The sequence below is a fragment of the Shinella kummerowiae genome, from assembly GCF_009827055.1.
Lineage (GTDB): Bacteria > Pseudomonadota > Alphaproteobacteria > Rhizobiales > Rhizobiaceae > Shinella > Shinella kummerowiae.
The window spans coordinates 39,845-58,476 of the sequence record NZ_WUMK01000006.1; the positions used below are offsets into that span (position 1 = coordinate 39,845).

The following is an 18,632-nucleotide window of genomic DNA, read 5'->3' on the forward strand; positions in this document are numbered from 1 at the left end:
ACATGACCAGGGACCCACGCAGCCGGGCAGGACAATCCAAGCGGCCTGGCCGCGCGGGCCGTGACGTGCCGCCGACAGACACGATCCCGATCATCCACGGCGCCATCCCGCCGCGTGACGTGCTGCTGCGCTTCATCGCGGATCATCCGGAACAGGCGTCGAAGCGCGAGATCGCCAAGGCCTTCGGGCTGAAGGGCGAGGCGCGGGTGGAGCTAAAGGCACTGCTCAAATCCTTCGAGGAAGACGGGCTGCTGGAAAAGCGCCGCAAATCGCTCGTGCGGCCCGGCGCCCTGCCCCCCGTCGTCGTGCTCGACATCACCACGCGCGATGTGGACGGCGAGTTGATCGGTCGCCCGGCGGAATGGCTGGACGATGCGGGTGTCGCACCCGCCGTGCTGATCCGCCAGTCGGGCGGTGCGCGCAAGAACAAGGCGCCGGTTGGCGGCCTCGGCGATCGTGTACTCGCCAAGATCTTTCCGGCGAAGGAGCGTGGCGGTCCGGCCTATACGGCGCGGATCATCAAGGTTCTCGACAAGAAGAAGAATTCCGGCATGGGCGTGTTCCGCGTCCTGGCGGGCGGCGGCGGGCGCATCATGCCGATCGACCGTCGCGGCGAGGAAATGGACGTCGATACCGAGTTCACGGCCGGCGCCAAGGACGGCGACCTGGTGGAGATCGACGTCGTGCGCATGGGCCGTTTCGGCCTGCCGCGCGCGCAGATCAAGAGCGTGATCGGCTCGGTCGCCTCGGAAAAGGCGATCTCGATGATCGCCATCCACGCCCACGGCATCCCGCACATCTTCCCCGATGCCGTCATCCGCGAGGCGGAGACGGCCGGTCCTGCGACCATGTCGCACCGCGAGGACTGGCGCAGCCTGCCCCTCATAACCATCGACCCGGCCGACGCCAAGGACCATGACGACGCGGTCCATGCCGAGCCGGACCCGTCGCCGGACAATCCGGGCGGCGTCATCGTCACCGTCGCCATTGCCGACGTCAGCTATTATGTGCGCCCGAAATCGGCGCTCGACCGCGAGGCGCTGAAGCGCGGCAATTCAGTCTATTTCCCCGACCGCGTCGTGCCCATGCTGCCGGAGCGCATCTCCAACGACCTCTGCTCGCTGAAGGAAGGCGTCGACCGCCCGGCCCTTGCCGTGCGCATGGTCTTCTCCCACGAGGGCCGCAAGGCGACCCACACCTTCCACCGCATCATGATGAAGAGTGCGGCCAAGCTTTCCTACCAGCAGGCGCAGGCGGCGATCGACGGCGCGCCGGACGACAAGACCGGACCGATCCTCGAAACGATCCTGAAGCCGCTGTGGGAGGCCTATCGCATCATGACGGTCGGCCGGAACCGCCGGCAACCGCTCGAACTCGACATGCCCGAGCGCAAGATCCTGCTGAAAGACGACGGCACCGTCGATCGGGTCTTCGTGCCGCCGCGGCTCGATGCGCACAAGCTCATCGAAGAGATGATGATCCAGGCGAACGTCGCTGCCGCCGAGACGCTGGAGAAGAAGAAGCAGGTCCTGATCTACCGCGTGCACGATGCGCCGTCGCTCGCCAAGCAGGAGACGTTGCGCGAGTTCCTTCAGACGCTCGACATTTCGCTCGTCAAGGGCGGCAGCATGCGCTCCAACCATTTCAACGGCGTGCTTGCCAAAGCGGTCGACAAGCCGTTCCAGCAGATGGTCAACGAGATGGTGCTGCGCTCGCAGAGCCAGGCGATCTACAGCCCGGAAAATATCGGCCATTTCGGCCTGAACCTGATGAAGTATGCCCATTTCACCTCGCCGATCCGCCGCTATGCGGACCTGATCGTGCATCGGGCGCTGGTGGGCTCGCTCGGGTTCGGCGAAGGCGGCATCACGCCGGACGAGGAAGCGGTGCTCGACGACATCGCCGCCGAAATCTCGACCTTCGAGCGCCGCGCCATGGCGGCCGAGCGCGACACGGTCGATCGACTGATCGCCCATCACCTCGCCGGCCGCGTCGGCGAAGAATTCGACGGCCGGGTTTCCGGCGTCACCAAGGCGGGACTATTTGTCACCCTGCCGGAGTATGGCGCCGACGGGTTCGTGCCTATATCTATGCTGGGACGCGATTACTTTATCTATGACGAGGCCCATCAGGCGCTGTCGGGTGAAAAAACCGGACTGGGCTACCGCCTCGGGGATACGGTGCGCGTGAGGCTCGCGGAAGCGGTGCCGCTCGCCGGTTCGCTCCGGTTCGACATGTTGAGCGAGGGACGCAAGATGCCGACGGCCGTGCGCTCCTTCCACAAGTCGGGCCGGCGCAAGGGCAGCGAACCACGGCGCCAGCCGGGGACCCGCCCTCCCCGCGGGAGACGTTGAGCAGTTCCGGCAAAAGTGCGCAGCGGTTATGCGTTCGGAATTGCGTCGATACAGATGGCCGGCAGAGACCGCCGGCAGGAAGGACTTGATCATGCAGGCGAACGAGACCAGCGGCAGTACGCTGCATTTTGGTGACACGGCAACGGCCACGCCCGCTGAACGCCCGCTCGGCCGCGCCATCAAGCGCGGCATGCTGAACAGCTGCCCGGCCTGCGGCACCGGCCGCCTCTTCCGCGCGTTCCTCAAGCCGGTCGAAAGCTGTGCCGCCTGCGGCCAGGACTATACGCACCAGCGCGCCGACGACCTGCCGCCCTATCTCGTCATCACCATCGTCGGCCACATCGTGGTCGGTGGCTACATGGCGACGGACCTCGTGTGGTCGCTCACCACCTGGCAGCACCTCGCAATCTGGACGCCCATCGCACTCATCATGTCGATCCTGATGATGCAGCCGGTGAAAGGCGGCGTCATCGGCCTGCAATGGGCGATGAAAATGCACGGCTTCAACGACAAGCCCGTCGATGCGGATGCGGACGTCGTGCCCGCCTACGGCGACCGAACCGCATGACGGCTGTCCGGCCCGTCGACGCAGCCTCCATCCTGCTTCTCGACCGGTCGGGCGGGCATGTTCGCGTGCTCGTCGGCCGGCGCAGCAGCAAACATGCCTTCATGCCGGACGTCTATGTCTTCCCCGGCGGCCGTCGCGATGCGGGCGACCGCCTCGTTGCCGTTTCGAACCCGCTGAACCCGCTTGCCAATGAGCGGCTCGCCCTGCGCGTCGGCACGCGATGTTCGAATTCACGGCTACGCGCACTTGGTGTTGCAGCACTGCGCGAACTCTACGAAGAAGCCGGCATCGCGGTCGGCGCGCAGCTTGGTGAACGGCCCGAGGGCGCGCTGCCGTTCCGGCCGGACCTCTCGAACCTGCGGTTCCTTGCCCGCGCCATCACGCCGACGGGCATGGTGCGGCGGTTCGATACGCGATTCTTCACGCTCTTCACCGACGAGGCCGATGTCGACCCGGCCGGCGCCACGGCGAGCCACGAACTCGAAGACCTGCGCTGGGTCGATATTTTTGATCATAAGGGCATCGAGATGCCCGACATAACCGTATTGATCCTTGAAGAGCTTCAAAAAAGCATTCAGGAAGACAAGTCTCTACCCTTCGGAAGAGCCGCGCCGTTGTATCGCAACCAGCGTGGACGCTTCCTGCGGGACCTTCTTTGAGGATCGATCGCATATGACGCAGCCGCAATCCGGCACCTCCGGCCCGGTGGAGCACATTCACTGGCGATCCCTTATTGCTGCTATCGCCGCCATCTCCGCAGTCGGCATCGCCATCGGCCTCGGACTTCCGCTGCTCTCCATCATCATGGAAAAGCGCGGCATTTCCTCGACGCTCATCGGCATCAACTCCGCCATGGCCGGCATTGCCGCCATGGCCGCGGCGCCCTTCACCACCCGGCTTGCGCACGCCTGGGGCACGTCGACGACGATGCTGCTGGCGATCCTGCTCTCCGCCATCAGTGGCCTCGGCTTCTACTACATCGAAAACTTCTGGCTGTGGTTCCCGCTGCGCCTGGTCTTCCACGGCGCGATCACCACGCTGTTCATCCTGTCCGAATTCTGGATCAATGCCGCCGCCCCGCCGCGGCGGCGCGGGCTAGTGCTCGGCATCTACGCGACCGTGCTGTCGCTCGGTTTCGCCATGGGGCCCCTGCTCTTCTCGCTTCTCGGCAGCGACGGCGTGTTGCCCTTTGCCGCCGGCGCCGGCATCATCCTGCTTGCCGCGATCCCGATCTACATCGCCCGTGGGGAAAGCCCGGTCATCGACGAGAAGCCGGAACTGCATTTCATGCGCTACGTGCTTCTCGTGCCGACGGCGACCGCGGCCGTGTTCATCTTCGGCGCGGTGGAAGTGGGCGGGCTCTCGCTCTTTCCGATCTACGGCATTCGCGCGGGCTTCACGGAGCCGCAGGCGGCGTTGCTGCTCACCATCATGGGGATCGGCAATATGGCGTTCCAAATCCCGCTGGGCATGCTTTCCGATCGCATGAAGGATCGCCGCAGCCTGCTGACGATCATGGCGGTTATCGGCCTTGTCGGCGCACTGTCGCTGCCGCTTGTCTCACAGAACTGGCTGTTGATGGCCATGGTGCTCCTGGTATGGGGCGGCTGCGTCGCCGGCCTCTACACCGTGGGGCTCAGCCATCTCGGCTCGCGACTCGTCGGCGCGGACCTTGCCGCCGCAAACGCCGCCTTCATCTTCTGTTACGCGGTTGGCACGGTCGTCGGCCCGCAGGCGATCGGCGCGGCGATGGACGTCTCCGGCAATGACGGTTTTGCCTGGGTTATTGCCGCCTTCTTCGGCTTTTACCTCGCTCTTTCGCTGGGTCGGATCGTTTTCCGACCGAAACGGGGTTGACTTTTCGGGCGCGATTTGTAGTTTCCGCCCAGATTTAAGCCGCAGAGCAGACTGGCTGTCCGCGGCTTCGTTTTTTTGTAAAGGCAGGACGACCATGGCCAAGGCTACCACCATCAAGATCAAGCTGCTGTCGACGGCCGACACTGGTTTCTTCTACGTTACCACGAAGAACAGCCGTACGATGACCGACAAGATGACCAAGACGAAGTACGACCCGGTCGTCCGCAAGCACGTCGAGTTCAAGGAAACCAAGATCAAGTAATCTTGGGGACCGATCAGGTTCGCAAAGGCGCTGGACGGAAACGTCCGGCGCCTTTTCTTTTGCGCAAAACGGCGCAAACTTTAAGGGACCACCGAATCAAAAACGCCGCCCCCTGAACGGGAGCGGCGTTGAATTGGGGGTCGGTCAGACACGACGACGGCACGAGGATTCCGTATTTGTCGTAGCTGACCGACCGACCCCACGACCCAGGAGATGCGGCGGACCTAGCATCATGGGGTAACCGGTTGTGCGGCCTTGTTTGCCGCCTATGAGTTGAGCATCGCGCGAAAGCGAAAAAAAATCAACGAATTCTTAACGCTCCGGCGACGCGGTGTTGTCTCATAGTTAACCGCGATGGTTGTGATTGTCCCGTCAAGCATCACTTACGTCATGGATCACGACAATGATGGTCGACGTTACGTCAACCTTGAAGCGAATGCCTTGCAACCCAGGCAAACACCATGGCGTCAGACGAGTAAATTTCGCGAAGCACAACCCATTGATAAGGCTCGCCAAAAGAAAATAGTGCTATTTATGGGCAAATTTCGCGCCATGTTCCGGTATCCGCAACAGGCAGAGCGCCCGCTTCGATCTTGAGAGCATTTTCCGGCAACCGTCCGAATTTAAAGGCAAACACCCAGGATGCGAACGTGCCTGTGGACAAGTCTTAGGCAGAGCCGGGGAAACGGGCGATTCAGGCCGCGGCGGCCACGACGCGGTTCCGCCCGGAACGCTTCGCCTCGTACATGGCCGCATCGGCCCGCTTGAGCAAGGCCTCCGGCGTATCGCCCGCCGGCAGTGCCGAGGCGAGGCCGAGCGAGGCCGTTACGGGCAGGAAGACGTCCGTGCCAGGAATGCGGAACGGCTCCCGCTCGACGATCGTACGGAGCCGCTCGGCGACACCTGCCGCCATCTCGGCAGACGTATCCGGCATCACCAGAACGAATTCCTCCCCGCCGTAGCGGCAGGCAAGGTCGGCGCCGCGCACGGCGGAACGGACGCGGTTGGCGAATTCGCGCAGCACGGCGTCACCGGCATCGTGCCCGTAGGTATCGTTGACCAGTTTGAAGCGGTCGATATCGGTGATGCACACCGACAGCGGACGGCCGCGCGCCGTGGCGCGGTCGATCAGGAGCTTCATATGCGTATCGAGGTAGCGGCGGTTGTGCAGGCCGGTCAGGCCGTCCGTCACGGCAAGTTCGATGGTCTGGCGCACGCTGGCGCGCAGACGGTCGTTGCAGCGCTTGCGGCGGATCTGCGTGAGGCTGCGGGCAATCAGTTCATTCGGGTCGATCGGCCGCATCAGATAGTCCGTCACGCCGAGATCGAGCGCGCGCACCACCAGTTCGTCATCGCCCTGCTCGGCGACCAGCAGGATCGGCAGGAAGCGCGTGCGCTCCAGCGAGCGGAGCTGTGAGCACAGGCGCAACGGATCGTACGAATCGAAATTGGCGTTGACGATCACCAGCTCGAAATTGCTTTCAGCCGCCTGGAAGAGTGCGGCCTGCGGATCCGAAATGGAGGTCACGTCGGCAATGGGCTTCAGGGCACGGGCAATGCGCTCCTGCGAACTGGCGCGCCCGTCGACGAGGAGAACGTCGCCCGGCTCGTCGCCCAGCGAATCGTCCAGCCCCTCTTCCATGGAAATGGCGCGCGCAGTGGCCGCACGCATGCGCAGCTCGTCCGTCAGCGTCTTCAGACGCACGAGACTTTTCACCCGTGACATGAGCTGGAGGTCGTTGACCGGCTTGGTCAGAAAATCGTCGGCGCCGGCTTTCAGGCCGCGGACGCGGTCGGACGGCTGGTCGAGCGCCGTCACCATGACGACGGGAATATGGGCGGTGCGCGGGTTGGCCTTCAGGCGCTCGCAGACCTGGAAACCGTCGATACCCGGCATCATGATGTCGAGCAGGATGAGATCGACCTGCGTGCGTTCGCACATCGCCAGCGCGTCGTAGCCGTTATCGGCCGTCAGCACGTCGAAATATTCCGCAAGCAACCGCGCTTCGAGCAGCTTCACGTTTGCGGGGATATCATCAACGACGAGAATGCGTGCTGTCATTGGCCGGCCTCACGCGTCGCCGAGATAGGTTTTGATGGTTTCGATGAATTTCGGCACCGAAATCGGCTTGGACACATAGGCCTCGCAGCCGCCCTGGCGGATACGCTCCTCGTCGCCCTTCATGGCGAAGGCCGTGACGGCAATCACCGGAATGACGTGCAGCTCGTCGTCTTCCTTCAGCCACTTGGTGACCTCAAGGCCGGAAACCTCCGGAAGCTGAATGTCCATCAGGATCAGGTCAGGCCGGTATTTGCGCGCGAGATCAAGGGCTTCCATACCATTCCTGGTCTGGATCGTGGTATATCCGGATGCCTCGATGAGGTCCCGGAAGAGCTTCATGTTCAGCTCGTTGTCCTCGACAATCATCACCTGTTTGGGCATCGTGCGTCCCTGTTCCTCTCGTCGGCCTTGCAACCTTTTGGGAGATCGATAAGTTGCGGCAAAGCCGAAATCGCCCAGCCCGACTGCGAGCACGTTAGCGTCACTTGGTTGATTAAAAGGTAAATTTCCCGAGGAAGAACGATGAAAAGCCAAAAAGATACAGCCGCGACGGAAGACGCGGAGGCTACCGCCGTCACTATCCTCGGCTGGCTTGCTGGGGAGCCCGAATTGCTCTCGCGTTTCCTGGCCCTGACCGGCGTCGCTCCTGCCGAAGTTCGCAACGCGGTGAACGATCCAGCCTTTCTCGCCGGCATCGTCGATTTCCTGATGGAGCACGAGCCGACATTGTTGGCATTCAGCGCAGCGACGGGTGTGCAACCGGAAGCGGTCGTGCGGGCCCATGCGATCCTTTCGGGCCCGTATGGCAGCAACGATTTCTGACCACCCGGCCTGAAAAGGCCGGCATGCGTATGCTTGTGCGTTGTCATGCATTCAGCCTCGGCGACTGTTGAGACTCGTAGATTTAAGCAGTAATGTCGCGATGTTCAATATTTGTTCCCGACCATGAGCACCGCGACCATGCATTTTCCGGGCTTCTGCCGCGACTGCCTTGCCGGGCAGCCCGCTGGCCTGCGCCGATGCCGGGCCTGCGGCAGTCCGCGTCTCGTCTACCATGACGAGCTCTACGACCTGACGCTCGCCCATATCGATTGCGACGCCTTCTATGCGTCGATCGAGAAACGCGACAATGCGGAGCTTGCAGACAAGCCCGTCATCATCGGCGGCGGCAAACGGGGCGTCGTCTCGACGGCCTGTTATATCGCGCGCATCCATGGGGTTCGCTCCGCCATGCCGATGTTCAAGGCGCTGGAAGCCTGCCCCCAAGCCGTCGTCGTCCGGCCGGACATGGAAAAATACGTGCGCGTCGGTCGCGAGATCCGCACGATGATGCAGGAACTGACACCGCTCGTGCAGCCGCTTTCCATCGACGAGGCGTTCCTGGAACTGAGAGGCACCGAGCGTCTGCACCACGATCCCCCTGCCCGCGTGCTCGCGAGATTCGCCCAGCGCGTCGAGAAGGAGGTCGGCATCACCATTTCGATCGGCCTTTCCTACTGCAAATTTCTCGCCAAGGTCGCCTCCGACCTCAACAAGCCGCGCGGCTTTTCCGTCATCGGCGAGGCCGAGGCCTTGGACTTCCTGCGTGACAAACCGGTGCGCCTGATCTGGGGCGTCGGAAAGGCCTTTGCGGAGACGCTGGAGCGCGATGGCATCCGTACCGTCGGCCAACTCCAGACCATGGAGGAAACCGACCTGATGCGCCGCTACGGCGTGATGGGCAAGCGCCTCTTCAACCTCTCCCGCGGCCAGGACGACCGCGAGGTCCATATCAACGACCCGGCGAAAAGCGTTTCGGCGGAAACCACCTTCTTCGACGACATTTCGGGGTATGACGCGTTGGTGACGCATCTGCGCCACCTCAGCGAGAAGGTCGCCGCGCGGCTGCGCAAATCCGGCATTGCCGGCCATACCGTCGTGCTCAAGCTGAAAACCGCCGATTTCAAGAGCCGGACACGCAACCGCAAGCTTGAAGACCCGACCATGCTCGCCGACAAGATCTTCCGCACCGGCATGGAGCTCCTGCGCAAGGAAACCGACGGCACGAAATACCGCCTGATCGGCATCGGCGTCAGCGACCTCGCCGATCCCGGCCGCGCCGACCCGCCCGATCTCGTCGACCCCGCCGCCACGCGCCGCGCGGCGGCAGAAGCCGCGATGAACACGCTGCGCGACAAATTCGGCAAGGCGAGCGTGGAGACCGGCTATACGTTCGGCAAATCGCGGGCAGAACGTTTTCACGAAAAGTTGACCCTCAAATCCGCCGGAAACCCCGACACCCCCACCGAATAAATCCCCGGTATCCGGCGTTACTGCCTGCACTGGGATGGCACAGATCGGGGGATCAGGGCGGTGCATCAAGCCTTCCTTAAACCGGATGCCCTACGCTTCCCGACGGTTTGTATTGCGTACGGATGGGTCACATGAAGTTTCGTATCGCCGCTGGCATGAGTATTCTGGGTCTGATGCTGAGCTGCGGCACCGCGCTTGGCGGCACGCTCGAAGGCCCGCTCCAGATCATCGTGTCGAAGGACCTGCAGGAGCTGAAGATCTATGATGGCGGCGTGGTGATCGCCACCTCGCGCGTTTCCACCGGCAAGGCCGGCCATTCGACGCCGACCGGCATCTTCTCCATCATCGAGAAGAAACGCTCGCATTTCTCCAATCTCTATGACAGCGCGCCGATGCCTTTCATGCAGCGGCTGACATGGTCCGGCATTGCGCTGCACGCGTCCAACAGCGTGCCCTCCTACCCGGCCTCGCATGGCTGCGTGCGCCTGCCGAACGCCTTCGCCAAGACGCTCTTCAGCACCACGCGGCGCGGTGGCCATGTTCTGATCACCGACCGCGAGATCGTGCCGCAGCGCATCGTGCACGCCGCCCTGTTCAAGCCTGTCGTCGTCCTGCCGGATACGCCGCTGCTGTCGCAGGCGGACCTGCGCCCCGCCTTGATCGAAGCCGGCGACAAGAGCGTCGAGGTCGCCATGACCGATCCGAAACCGGAGGTTCTGACCCCGGTCATCGAGCGGACGGAACGGGACCCGGTCCGCATTCTCATCACCCGCCGCGGCGATCGCGACATGATGCGGGATCTGCAGGGCTTGTTGACATCGCTCGGCTATGATGCCGGCGTGCCGGACGGACTGCACGGCAAACAGACGGTGGCCGCCATCCGTGCCTTCCAGCTTACGGAAGGCCTCACGGACGGCGGCACCGTCACGCCGGAGCTCATCGCCGCCATCTATGCCAAGGCCGGCAAGGGCACGCCGCCGAACGGCCAGATCCTTGTGCGCCAGAAATTCAAGCCCCTGCTGGAGGCGCCCATCACCATCCGCAATCCCGAGATCGCGCTCGGCACGCATTTCCTCATCGCCCGCGCGGTCGATGCCGACAAGGGCACGGCGGAGTGGTACGGCGTGAGCATGGATAACCAGCTCCCGAAGGCAACCCTGAAGCGCCTCGGCATCGCGACGGAAGCGGACGCGTCCGCACCGGATGCGCTGACCAGGACACTCGACCGCCTCGATATCCCGGACGACACACGCATGCGCATCTCGGACCTGATGGGCGAAGGCGTCTCCCTGTCCATCTCCGACACCGATCTTGGCGGAGAGACAGGCGACGGCACCGACTTCATCACCGTGACGCGGAAGGTTCAGAAGGCGGAGGCCTCGGCCGTTCAGGGCGGCAAGAAGACGAAGAAAAAGAAGTCCTCGTCCATCACGCGCGTGAACTGACGGGTGGAGACCTCCGGCTTCCCGCGCGACCATCGGTCTGTAAGAACACGGGACGGCGCGCACCATCGCCGCTGAGACAGGCGGGGGCTGGGTTTTGTGCGCGACGCCTCTTACGCGGGACGCGCCAGGAGGCCCGTCACCAGCGCCTGGAACGCCTCGACGGCCTTCGGCAGAACCTCTTTTGGATGCTCACTGGCGGCGATCCACAGTGCGGCATTGAGGGCAGCACTGCTCAAAAGCCGGGCGGCTGCTTCCGCATCGACCGGTTTGAGGATGCGTTGAGCGATGAGCCGCTCTACGGTTGCCTGCGTTGCCTGCAAACAGTTGCTCTGGCTTGGCCATCGTGCGGGATCGCCCAGAACCGCCGGTCCATCGAGCAGGACGATGCGCTGGACTTCGGGATCGAGCGCCATCTCGATATAGGCGGTGCCTTCCGCCAATAGGCCCTGCCAGTCGTCCTGCGCGCCGGCGCCAACGGCTTTCGCGCGCATCGCCATTTCGGAATCGATCTGATTGACAACAGCGGCCAGCAATCCGCGCTTGTCACCGAAATTATGGTAGAGAGCGCCGCGGGTGAGGCCGACCGCAGCGGTCAGGTCGTCCATGGAAGCGGCGGAATAGCCCCTTTCGGCAAAAGCCTTTCGGGCAGCCGCGATCAGCTTGACCCGATTTTCCTCCATCATTTCAATGCGTCGGTTCGCCATCTCATCCCCAATTTCATATACGGCGCGTATATCAACTTGACATACGGCGCGCATACACCCAATTTCATATACGCACCGTATATGAAAAGCCACTGCTTGTTAAGCGACGGCTGGCGCATCGGGCGCCGTTCAACACTGACGAAGAGAGATCAAGATGACAAAGCGCGACGCCGTTTTCCCGGCAAACAGGCACGCCCTCTACGAAGCGCACGGATATTCGCCCGCCATTCGCTCCGGCGACCTTCTGTTCGTGTCCGGACAGGTCGGCAGCCGTCCCGATGGAACGCCTGAACCGGATTTCGAAAAGCAGGTCCGACTGGCCTTCGAGAACCTCGAGGCCACGCTTGCGGCGGCGGGCGGCACCTTCGACGATATCGTCGATGTGACGTCGTTTCATACCGATCCGGCGAACCAGTTCGGCACCATCATGACCGTCAAGCAGGAGGTTTTCAGCGAGAAACCCTATCCGAACTGGACCGCTGTTGGCGTAACCTGGCTCTCCGGGTTTGATTTCGAGATCAAGGTCATCGCGCGCATCCCTGCCGAACGATAGGACGTGAAACAAAAAACCGGCCGCTCGACGAGAGCGGCCGGTTTCGTGTGGTGGCTGCTTCTGCCGCCGCGCCTTTTAGACCAATTCCACGTCGAGCACGCCGGGCGTCGAGCGCATGGCGGCGGCGATTTCGGCGGAGATGCGGAAGCGGTCGTTCAACTCCACCTCGATTTCGCGCTGGCCGTTTTCCTTGATGACGATGAAGGAAACGAGGCCGTCACCCTTGGTGTTGAGGTGCGCGGCGATGGAGCGCAGCGGACCGGAATCGCGAACGTAGACACGCAGCGCCTTCTGCGTCTGGAGCGATTCTTCCTCCAGCGAACGCAGCGTCTGGATGCGCAGGCCGATGCCTTCCGGGCGCTCTTCCGCCTGCACCGTCATGACCAGCGATTTGCCAGCCTCCAGCAGGTCGCGGTACTGGTTCAGCATTTCCGAAAACAGCACCGCCTCGAACTGGCCGGACGAATCCGAAAAGGCGACGATGCCCATCTTGTTGCCGGTGCGCGTCTTGCGCTCCTGCTTCGACGTCACCGTGCCGGCCAGACGGCCGGCGGTGGCGCCGCGCTTCACCGCCACGGCGAAATCGGCAAACGTCTGCACGCGCATCTTCGAGAGGATGGGTGCATAGGTATCGAGCGGGTGGGCGGACAGGAAGAAACCGAGCACCTGGAATTCGCGGTGCAGCTTTTCAGAGGCGAGCCAGGGCGTATAGGACGGCAGCGTGATGACCTCCGGCCCGGTTGCCGCCCCCATGCCGAAAATATCGCCCTGTCCGCTCGTCTTGTTCTCCTGCGCGCGCTGGGCGGCCCCCAGCAGTCGGTCGAGGCCGGCGATCATGGCGGCACGGTCATGGCCGAAACAATCGAAGGCGCCGGCGATGATCAGGCTTTCGAAGACGCGGCGATTGACGAATTTCGGATCGATGCGCGTGCAGAAATCCTCGAGGCTCTTGAACGGCGCATCGCCGCGGACCTGGACGATATGCTGCACCGCCGCTTCGCCCACACCCTTGATAGCGGCGAGCGCGTAGTAGATGCGGTTCTCGCCGGTTTCGAAATGCGCGAACGAGGTCTGAACGGAGGGCGGGATGACCGCAATGCCGAGGCGGCCGGCATCCTGCCGGAAATCGTTCAGCTTGTCCGTGTTGGACATATCGTAGGTCATCGACGCGGCGAGGAACTCGACCGGGTAATGCGCCTTCAGATAGGCCGTCTGGTAGGAGACGATGGCATAGGCGGCGGCGTGCGACTTGTTGAAGCCATAGTTGGCGAACTTGGCAAGCAGATCGAAGATCAGGTCGGACTGCGGCTTCGACACGCCGTTCTTGACGGCGCCGTCGACGAAGCGGGCGCGCTGCTTGTCCATCTCCTCCTTGATCTTCTTGCCCATGGCGCGACGCAGCAGGTCGGCTTCGCCGAGCGAATAGCCCGACAGGACCTGGGCGATCTGCATCACCTGTTCCTGGTAGACGATAACGCCCTGCGTTTCCTTCAGCAGGTGGTCGATCGACGGATGGATCGACTCGATCTCCTCCTCGCCGTGTTTACGGGCATTGTAGACCGGGATGTTCTCCATCGGGCCCGGGCGGTAGAGCGCCACCAGCGCGATGATGTCCTCGATGCAGTCCGGCCGCATGCCGATTAGCGCCTTGCGCATGCCGGCACTTTCCACCTGGAACACGCCGACCGTCTCGCCGCGCGACAGCATCTCGTAGGTCAGTTGATCATCGAGCGGCAGGCTTTCGAGCTTCACCTCGATGCCGCGCTTGCGAATGAAATCGACCGCGGTCTTCAGAACCGTCAGCGTCTTGAGGCCGAGGAAGTCGAATTTTACGAGCCCCGCCTGCTCCACCCATTTCATGTTGAACTGGGTGACCGGCATGTCGGAGCGCGGGTCGCGGTACATCGGCACCAGCTTCGAGAGCGGCCGGTCACCGATCACAATGCCGGCAGCGTGGGTCGAGGCGTGGCGGTAAAGGCCTTCGATCTTCTGGGCGATATCGAGCAGGCGTCCGACGACCGGCTCTTTTTCCGCCTCCTCCTGAAGCTTCGGCTCCTCCTCGATCGCCTTGGAGAGCGGCGTCGGATTGGCGGGGTTGTTCGGCACGAGCTTGCAGATCTTGTCGACCTGGCCATAGGGCATTTCCAGCACGCGGCCGACGTCGCGCAAGGCGGCGCGCGCCTGCAACGAACCGAAGGTGATGATCTGCGCCACCTGCTCGCGGCCGTATTTCTGCTGCACGTAACGGATCACCTCTTCGCGGCGATCCTGGCAGAAGTCGATGTCGAAGTCGGGCATCGAGACGCGTTCCGGGTTGAGGAAACGTTCGAAAAGCAGAGAGAAGCGCAGCGGGTCCACATCGGTGATGGTCAGCGCATAGGCAACGAGCGAGCCTGCACCCGAGCCACGGCCGGGGCCGACGGGAATGTTCTGTTGCTTGGCCCATTTGATGAAGTCGGCAACTATCAGGAAGTAGCCGGGAAACTTCATGCGCTCGATGACGCTGAGTTCGAAATCCAGCCGTTCCCGATAGTCCTGCTCGGTATAACCGGGCGTCAGGCCGAGCAGCGCCATGCGGCTCTCGAGGCCTTCCACGGACTGGCGGCGAAGTTCTGCCGATTCGGCACGCTCCGCTTCCTCCGGATCATCCGTCGCCCCGGTGAAGCGCGGCAGGATGGGGTTGCGTGTCTTCAGCACGAAAGAGCAGCGTTTCGCGATCTCGACCGTGTTCTCCAGGGCCTCGGGCAGATCGGCAAAGAGCTTGGCCATGTCCTTGCGGCTCTTGAGGTAGTGGTCGGGCGACAGGCGGAAGCGGTTGTCGTCCGACACCATCGCATTGTGCGCCACCGCCATCAGCGCATCGTGGGCGTCATAATCGTCCGGTGCGGGAAAGAACGGTTCGTTGGTCGCGACCAGCGGCACATCCTGCGCATAGGCCAGCTCGACCATGCGCCGTTCATGCTGCTTGTCATAACGCCCGTGGCGCTGCAATTCGATATAAAGACGGTCGCCGAACACCCGTTTCAGCGCGTCCAGTCGCGCACGCGCCACGGTGGGCTGCCCGGCCAGGAAAGCCGTGTCGATCGGCCCGCCGCGCGCGCCGGTGAGCGCAATCAACCCCTCGGCGCCTTCCTCCTCCAGCCAGCTATAGGCGATGCGGACCGACTGGTTGCCTTCGCCGCCGAGATAGGCACGGCTGACAAGATCGACAAGACGAACATAACCGGCATCGGTCGCGGCCAGGAGAACGATTGACGGCAGCTTCTGAAGTTGCGCCTGCCCGCCGCGGCGTTCGCCTTCACCCTCGTCTTCCATGTCGATCGACAGCTGACAGCCGATCAACGGCTGGATGCCGTCGCCGACCGCCTTCTGCGAAAATTCCAGCGCGGCGAACAGGTTGTTCGTGTCGGTGATGGCGATAGCCGGCTGCTGGTCCGACGTCGCCTTGCCGATGATCTTCTTGATCGGCAAGGCGCCTTCCAGCAGCGAAAAGGCGGAATGGACGCGCAGATGCACGAATTGCGGTGTCTGCGCGGTTGCTCCGCTCTCCGTCTTTGGGGCTTCACTCGCCATCGGCTTCTTCCTTCAAATCAAGGAAAGAAGCTTAAACGGATTCGCACCCGTCCCGTCCAGACGGTTCTTTGTGTTGCACCCGGTTTCCTTAACGATGGACCGGTGTTCACGCGACAAACGGCGAAATGTCAGATTCCAAAGAGGATGACGGAGAAGCTGGCGACGAACATGGCCATGGAGGCGAATGCAGCAAGGTCACGAAAGAAATCGGTCATTGTGGCTCCCTTTCCTTTTATGTTTCTAGTTTGTTCTATTCTTGTTCTCATGTCAACAGCTTTCCACAGCCCCACTGGACCGGCGTTCGCCAGCGCAATAAGGTCGCCTCAACCAATGGAGGAACTGAAATGAAGTCGTTGATTGCCGCGCTCATGCTGTCGGCTGCCCTGCCCGCCTTTTCATCCGCCGCGGATTTTCCGGCAGACCGCATCATCGCCATGGCAAGCGGCGACTGGAACAAGGACGGCACGCCGGATCTTGCCCTGGTGGCAACGCCGGGAGACGATAGCGGGGATGACAACGGGCTCTATGTCTACGTTGCCAAACCGGAGGAGAACCGGCTGACGCTTGCTTTGTCCCTACCCAACACGATCTGGGGCAACATGACCATGTACGGCCAGGAGCCGGAGCTGACGCCTCTCGCCAACGGCTCCTTCACGCTGACGACGAAAAACGATTCAATCGGCCGTGATCGCTGGCGGCAGTCGCTGACCATCGCCTATCGCAATTTCGATTTCATCGTCGCGGGCTACACCTACTCGTCCTACGACACGCTCAATCCGGATGGCGGAAGCGAATGCGACCTCAACGTGCTGACCGGCAAGGGCAAGGCCGGCCACGGCGCCGTCGCCGGCCAGGCACAATTCGTGCTGCTGAAGGACTGGAAGGACGAGATCGCCCGCAACATCTGCGGGCTCGACAACTAAGGTCTGCGCCTCTCGTGCGCGCGCTTGTCAGGCAAGCTCGCGCACGAGCCCATCCTCGATCGTCACGCGACGGTCCATCAGGCCGGCAAGCTCGTGATTGTGGGTGGCGATGAGCGCCGCGAGACCCGACTGGCGCGCGAGTGCCTCGAGCGCCTCGAAGACGTAGCCGGCGGTTTCCGGATCAAGGTTCCCGGTCGGCTCGTCGGCGAGCAACAGCAGCGGCGCATTGGCGACGGCACGGGCAATCGCCACGCGCTGCTGTTCGCCGCCGGACAGTTCCGACGGGCGATGGTCGGCCCGGTGGCCGATGCGCATGTAGTCGAGCAACTGGGCGGCGCGTTCGCGCGCCTCCGCCCGGGAGAGGCCGCCGATCAGCTGCGGCATCATGATATTTTCCAGCGCGGTGAATTCCGGCAGCAGGTGATGGAACTGGTAGACGAAGCCGATCTCGTTGCGGCGGATCGTCGTGCGCTGGTCGTCGGACAGCGTCGCGCAGGAATGGCCGTTGACGAGGACCTCGCCGGCATCCGGCTTTTCGAGCAGGCCCGCAATGTGCAGGAGGGTCGACTTGCCGGTCCCTGACGGCGCGACAAGGGCCACCGTCTCGCCGCTCTTCAGCGCGAAATCCGCGCCCTTGAGGATCGTCAGCAGGGTTTCGCCCTGGCCGTAGTGCCGTTCGATGCCCTTGAGTTCCAAAGCGAGGCGCGCATTCATGGCGTTCTTGTTCCTATTCGTACCGCAGGGCCTGGACCGGATCGAGCTTGGAGGCACGCCAGGCGGGGAAGATCGTCGCAAGGAACGAGAGTACCAGCGCCATGAGGATGACCGAAACCGTCTCGCCGACATTCATGTCGGCCGGAAGCTGGCTCAGGAAATAGAGTTCCGGGTTGAACAGCGTCGTGCCGGAAATCCACGAGAAGAACTGGCGGATTGACTCGACGTTCAAGCACACGATGACACCGAGCAACACGCCGGCGAAGGTGCCGACCGTGCCGATCGCAGCCCCCGTCATGAAGAAGATGCGCATCACCGCGCCGGACGTGGCGCCCATGGTGCGCAGGATCGCGATGTCGCTGCCCTTGTCCTTCACCAGCATGATGAGGCCGGAAATGATGTTGAGCGCCGCGACGAGCACGATCAGCGTCAGGATCATGAACATGACATTGCGCTCGACCTGCAAGGCCGAGAAGAAGGTCTGGTTGCGCTGGCGCCAGTCGGTGATGAATATCTGCCGTTCGGCGGCCGCCTCGATCGGCTGGCGCAGAGCGTCGACGGCGTCCGGATTGGACACGAACAGCTCGATCGACTGCACGACGCCTTCGGAGTTGAAGTAAAGCTGCGCCTCGTCCAGCGGCATGTAGATGATCGACGAGTCATATTCCGACATGCCGATCTCGAAGACGGCGGAGACCGTGTAGGTTTTCACGCGCGGATTGACGCCGAGCGGCGTCACGTCGCCTTCGGGCGCAACCAGCGTGATCTGCCCACCGGCGCTGAGGCCAAGCTGCTCGGCCATGCGCGAACCGATCGCCACGCCGCCGCCGGCCGCGAAACCGACGAGGTCACCTTCCTTGAAGTGATCCGAAACCGCCTTCATCTTCGCAAGATCGTCGGCGCGGATGCCGCGCACCAGCGCGCCCGTGCCGCCGCCGGCCGTGCCCTGGGCCAGCGTCTGGCCCTCGACAAGCGGGATCGCCATGGTGACGCCCGGAATGGCGGAAAGCCGCTCGGAGAGCTTGGCAAAGTCGTTCAGCGGCGTATCGATCGGCTGGACGATCATGTGGCCGTTGATGCCGAGGATGCGCGAGATCAGTTCCGTGCGAAAGCCGTTCATGACAGCCATGACGATGATCAGCGTGGCAACCCCCAGCATGATGCCGATGAAGGAGAAGCCGGCGATGACCGAGATGAAAGCTTCCTTGCGCCGGGAGCGCAGGTAGCGCCAGGCGACCATCCGCTCGAACGCGGAGAACGGGCGGTTCTTCTTGTAGGCCTGCACTTCGGTTGCAGATGCACCGCTCACTGCGTCAGCCATGGTC

At 62.9% G+C, this 18,632-nt stretch carries 16 protein-coding genes; 10 read left to right on the forward strand and 6 right to left on the reverse strand.

Annotated features, from left to right (window positions below):
* Window positions 1-2: 2 nt before the first annotated feature.
* From rnr to rpmG, 5 genes are all read left to right on the forward strand, one after another.
* Window positions 3-2,354, forward strand: coding sequence for a ribonuclease R (gene rnr / locus GR138_RS16310; RefSeq protein WP_160860323.1), 2,352 nt, complete (start codon window positions 3-5; stop codon window positions 2,352-2,354).
* A 91-nt stretch (window positions 2,355-2,445) separates the two neighbouring features.
* Window positions 2,446-2,922 carry a DUF983 domain-containing protein gene (locus GR138_RS16315; RefSeq protein WP_160860324.1) on the forward strand — a complete coding sequence of 159 codons (477 nt, stop codon included), beginning with the start codon at window positions 2,446-2,448 and terminating at the stop codon, window positions 2,920-2,922.
* Window positions 2,919-3,581 carry an NUDIX hydrolase gene (locus tag GR138_RS16320; RefSeq protein ID WP_160860325.1) on the forward strand — a complete coding sequence of 221 codons (663 nt, stop codon included), beginning with the start codon at window positions 2,919-2,921 and terminating at the stop codon, window positions 3,579-3,581. Before GR138_RS16315 ends, GR138_RS16320 begins: the two co-directional genes overlap by 4 nt.
* 13 nt (window positions 3,582-3,594) lie before the next feature.
* Entirely contained in the window at window positions 3,595-4,779 is a 1,185-nt protein-coding gene (locus GR138_RS16325; RefSeq protein WP_160860326.1) for an MFS transporter, read from the forward strand.
* Window positions 4,780-4,873: 94 nt separating this feature from the next.
* Window positions 4,874-5,041, forward strand: a complete 168-nt coding sequence (gene rpmG, locus GR138_RS16330; RefSeq protein ID WP_069059092.1) for a 50S ribosomal protein L33 — start codon at window positions 4,874-4,876, stop codon at window positions 5,039-5,041.
* Between the two features lie 694 nt (window positions 5,042-5,735).
* On the opposite strand, the gene GR138_RS16335 is transcribed toward rpmG, so the two are convergent.
* Together GR138_RS16335 and GR138_RS16340 are read right to left on the reverse strand one after the other, a co-directional pair.
* Window positions 5,736-7,103: a PleD family two-component system response regulator gene (locus GR138_RS16335; protein ID WP_160860327.1), complete on the reverse strand. Its 1,368-nt coding sequence runs from the start codon at window positions 7,101-7,103 to the stop codon at window positions 5,736-5,738.
* A 9-nt stretch (window positions 7,104-7,112) separates the two neighbouring features.
* The gene (locus tag GR138_RS16340; protein ID WP_010065708.1) at window positions 7,113-7,484 is read right to left on the reverse strand and encodes a response regulator; all 372 of its coding nucleotides are present in this window, start codon (window positions 7,482-7,484) and stop codon (window positions 7,113-7,115) included.
* A 141-nt stretch (window positions 7,485-7,625) separates the two neighbouring features.
* Here GR138_RS16340 and GR138_RS16345 point away from each other — a divergent pair, with 141 nt between their 5' ends.
* From GR138_RS16345 to GR138_RS16355, 3 genes are all read left to right on the forward strand, one after another.
* A complete protein-coding gene (locus GR138_RS16345; RefSeq protein ID WP_160860328.1) occupies window positions 7,626-7,925 on the forward strand; it encodes a DUF3572 domain-containing protein in 300 nt (99 codons plus the stop codon).
* A gap of 123 nt (window positions 7,926-8,048) precedes the next feature.
* Window positions 8,049-9,395 carry a DNA polymerase IV gene (locus tag GR138_RS16350; protein ID WP_160860329.1) on the forward strand — a complete coding sequence of 449 codons (1,347 nt, stop codon included), beginning with the start codon at window positions 8,049-8,051 and terminating at the stop codon, window positions 9,393-9,395.
* Between the two features lie 131 nt (window positions 9,396-9,526).
* Window positions 9,527-10,840: a L,D-transpeptidase family protein gene (locus GR138_RS16355; RefSeq protein WP_160860330.1), complete on the forward strand. Its 1,314-nt coding sequence runs from the start codon at window positions 9,527-9,529 to the stop codon at window positions 10,838-10,840.
* A gap of 110 nt (window positions 10,841-10,950) precedes the next feature.
* Here GR138_RS16355 and GR138_RS16360 read toward each other — a convergent pair whose 3' ends face one another.
* Entirely contained in the window at window positions 10,951-11,544 is a 594-nt protein-coding gene (locus GR138_RS16360; protein WP_160860701.1) for a TetR/AcrR family transcriptional regulator, read from the reverse strand.
* Window positions 11,545-11,698: 154 nt separating this feature from the next.
* Here GR138_RS16360 and GR138_RS16365 point away from each other — a divergent pair, with 154 nt between their 5' ends.
* Window positions 11,699-12,097 (forward strand): RidA family protein, encoded by a 399-nt coding sequence (locus GR138_RS16365; protein WP_160860331.1) that lies wholly within the window; start codon window positions 11,699-11,701, stop codon window positions 12,095-12,097.
* Between the two features lie 75 nt (window positions 12,098-12,172).
* Here the strand turns inward: GR138_RS16365 and dnaE are convergent, their stop codons facing one another.
* Window positions 12,173-15,670, reverse strand: a complete 3,498-nt coding sequence (gene dnaE / locus GR138_RS16370) for a DNA polymerase III subunit alpha (protein ID WP_160860332.1) — start codon at window positions 15,668-15,670, stop codon at window positions 12,173-12,175.
* Between the two features lie 344 nt (window positions 15,671-16,014).
* On the opposite strand from dnaE, the gene GR138_RS16375 reads away from it, so the two are divergent.
* The gene (locus GR138_RS16375) at window positions 16,015-16,593 is read left to right on the forward strand and encodes a hypothetical protein (protein ID WP_160860333.1); all 579 of its coding nucleotides are present in this window, start codon (window positions 16,015-16,017) and stop codon (window positions 16,591-16,593) included.
* A gap of 27 nt (window positions 16,594-16,620) precedes the next feature.
* Here the strand turns inward: GR138_RS16375 and GR138_RS16380 are convergent, their stop codons facing one another.
* Both GR138_RS16380 and GR138_RS16385 read right to left on the reverse strand, forming a co-directional pair.
* On the reverse strand, window positions 16,621-17,307 hold the full coding sequence (locus GR138_RS16380; RefSeq protein ID WP_160860334.1) for an ABC transporter ATP-binding protein: 687 nt from the start codon (window positions 17,305-17,307) through the stop codon (window positions 16,621-16,623).
* A gap of 13 nt (window positions 17,308-17,320) precedes the next feature.
* Window positions 17,321-18,628 carry a lipoprotein-releasing ABC transporter permease subunit gene (locus tag GR138_RS16385; protein ID WP_160860335.1) on the reverse strand — a complete coding sequence of 436 codons (1,308 nt, stop codon included), beginning with the start codon at window positions 18,626-18,628 and terminating at the stop codon, window positions 17,321-17,323.
* Window positions 18,629-18,632 lie beyond the last annotated feature (4 nt).